Genomic DNA, 2,532 nt, shown 5'->3' with positions numbered 1-2,532 from the left:
GTCGAGGTCCACCTCGGCGACGAGTGCCWGCGTGCCGATGTCGTGCAGCGCGAGGTCGAACCGCGTGACGACACCGAAGTTGCCCCCGCCGCCCCGCAGCGCCCAGAACAGGTCGGGGTGCTCGTCGGCGGTCGCGCGCACGAGCTCGCCGTCGGCGGTGACGACCTCGTACCCGAGTGCGTTGTCGCAGGTCAGACCGACCTGCCGGGCGAGCCAGCCGACGCCCCCGCCGAGGGCCAGCCCGCCGATGCCGGTGTGCGACACGATCCCTGCCGTCGTCGCGAGCCCGTACGGCTGCGTGGCCGCGTCCAGCGACCCGAGGAGCGCACCGCCCTGCACCTGCGCTGTGCGGGACCCCGGGTCGACGACGACGCCCCGCATCCGGGAGAGGTCGATCATCAGCCCGCCGTCGGGCACCGCCCACCCTGCGGCGCTGTGCCCGCCGCCCCGCACACCCAGGGGCAGGCCGAGCTCGCGCGCGACCCGGACCGCGGTGCGCACGTCCTCGGCGCCGGCGCACCGGACGACGTACGCCGGGCGGCGGTCGACGGCGCCGTTCCAGACCGCACGCGCGAGGTCGTAGTCGGGGGAGCCGGGGGCGAGGACCTCGCCCTCGAACCTGGCGGGCAGCGCTCCGGCCGTGGGCATGGGCATGGGCACGACTCTGGCGGGTGACGGGCGGGTCTGCCAAGGGTCACTCGTGCCGCATGCCCACCCTGTCGAATCCGGCGAGCGCCGTTCGTGGACAGAGGAGAATGTGGTCATCGGGACCACCCGGCACCGAGGAGGGCGAGATGAGCAGGCTCGTCGCGATCATGTCCGTGTCACTCGACGGCTTCGTCGCCGACCCCGACGACGGCGTAGGCGAGGTGTTCAGCTGGTACTTCGGCTCGGGGGACGTCGAGATCCGGACCGGAGGATCGGACCCCATGACGTTCAGGGTGTCCGAGCCGAGCGCCGAGCACGTCCGCGGTCTCACCGGCGGGCTCGGAGCCGTGCTCACGGGCCGACGGACGTTCGAGGTCGCACAAGGCTGGGGTGGCAACCACGCGTGGGGGCCAGCATTCGTCCTGACCCACCACGTACCCGATGGATGGCCGCGACCGGACTCGACCGTGCACTTCGTGACCGACGGCCTCGAGAGCGCGGTGACACAGGCGAAGGCCGCTGCCGGGGGGAAGTCCGTCGGGGTGCACGGCGCCGACACCATCCAGCAGTGTCTGAACGCCGGCCTGCTCGACGAGATCAGCGTCGACGTCGCGGCGGTCCTGCTGGGTTCCGGAGTTCGTCTCTTCGACCACCTCGTCGGCACGCCCTCCACCCTCGGCGATCCGACGGTGAGCCAGGGCGTCGGGGTGACACACCTGCGCTACCCCGTCCGCACGGCGTAGCTCCCCTCGTCAGGCGTCGTCGTCCTGGGCGCTCGCGCCGCGCGACTCGCGCAGGGCGCGACCGAGCCGCTCGTCCTCCTCCTGCTTGGCCTGCTTCCTCTCGCTCGCACGCGTGTCCCGCGGCGGGAGCTGGAGAGTCTTCTCGGCCTCGATGCCGCCCTGCAGCTGCCGCCCGCGCTCGATCTCGGCGTCCAGCTCGGCCCCGAACAGGAGGGCCAGGTTGGTGATCCAGAGCCAGAGCAGGAAGACGATGACGCCGGCCAGGGAGCCGTAGGTCTTGTCGTAGCTGCCGAAGTTGGCCACGTAGAAGCCGAACCCCAGCGAGGCGAGCACCCACACGACGAGCGCGACGATGGCGCCGAGGCTGATCCAGCGGAACCTCGGCTGCCGCACGTTCGGCGTCGCGTAGTAGAGGATCGCGATCGCCACGACGACCAGCGCGACGATGACCGGCCACTTCACGACGTTCCAGACGGTGACCGTGACGTCGCTCAGTCCGACGGCGGACCCCACCGACCGGGCCACGGCTCCGGAGAGCACGACGGCCGTCACTATGGCCACGGCGACGACCACGAGGAGCACGGTGACGAGGAGCAGCGTCGGACGGAGCTTCCAGATCGGGCGGCCCTCGTCGATCTCGTACACGCGGTTCATGCCCCGGCTGAACGCGGCCACGTAGCCGGAGGCCGACCAGAGCGCGAGGACGAGCCCGAGGACCAGCGCGAACCCGGCGGCCGGCGCCTCGGTGAGCTGGGTGAGGATGGGCTCCACGGTGTCGTCGACGCCGCTCACACCGACGTCGCCGGCGATCTTCAGCACGTCCGCGACCATCTTCTGCGGGTCACCCACGAGGCCGAGGAGCGAGACGATCGCCAGCAGGGCGGGTGCGATCGCGAGCACGGCGTAGTACGTGAGCGCGGCCGCCAGGTCGGTGCACTGGTCCTTGCCGAACTCGCGCAGGGTCTTGCGCAGCACGTAGAGCCAGGACCGCTTCGTGATGTCGTCGGGGGAGTCGGGCTTGCGGGGATCCTCCGGCGCAGGTGCGGCGGCCTTCTCGGTGCTCGTCGTGCTGCTCGTGTCGTGCGTGGTCATCGGCAAGGCCTCCGGTCGGTGCTGACGTGCAGGTCGCGCGACGGGGCAC

3 protein-coding genes are annotated in these 2,532 nt (G+C 71.7%); 1 reads left to right on the top strand and 2 read right to left on the bottom strand.

Annotated features, from left to right (window positions below):
• Positions 1-654 (bottom strand): FAD-binding oxidoreductase (locus AC1DUQ_RS20560; protein WP_477074504.1); only part of this gene is annotated, 654 nt, incomplete at its 3' end.
• Positions 655-794: 140 nt separating this feature from the next.
• On the opposite strand from AC1DUQ_RS20560, the gene AC1DUQ_RS20555 reads away from it, so the two are divergent.
• The gene (locus AC1DUQ_RS20555) at positions 795-1,391 is read left to right on the top strand and encodes a dihydrofolate reductase family protein (protein ID WP_477062086.1); all 597 of its coding nucleotides are present in this window, start codon (positions 795-797) and stop codon (positions 1,389-1,391) included.
• Between the two features lie 9 nt (positions 1,392-1,400).
• Here the strand turns inward: AC1DUQ_RS20555 and AC1DUQ_RS20550 are convergent, their stop codons facing one another.
• Entirely contained in the window at positions 1,401-2,483 is a 1,083-nt protein-coding gene (locus AC1DUQ_RS20550; RefSeq protein WP_477074503.1) for a YihY/virulence factor BrkB family protein, read from the bottom strand.
• Positions 2,484-2,532 lie beyond the last annotated feature (49 nt).

It is taken from the genome of Cellulomonas sp. P4_B5_2, from assembly GCF_056402235.1.
The sequence above is the reverse complement of the archived record's forward strand: the minus strand, read 5'-3'. Positions and strand labels throughout refer to the sequence as shown.

What these genes read in the sequence shown, in the direction of transcription:
- AC1DUQ_RS20550 (WP_477074503.1), bottom strand. Translation starts at nt 2,483, where the DNA reads ATGACCACGCACGACACGAGCAGCACGACGAGCACCGAGAAGGCCGCC.
- AC1DUQ_RS20555 (WP_477062086.1), top strand. Translation starts at nt 795, where the DNA reads ATGAGCAGGCTCGTCGCGATCATGTCCGTGTCACTCGACGGCTTCGTC.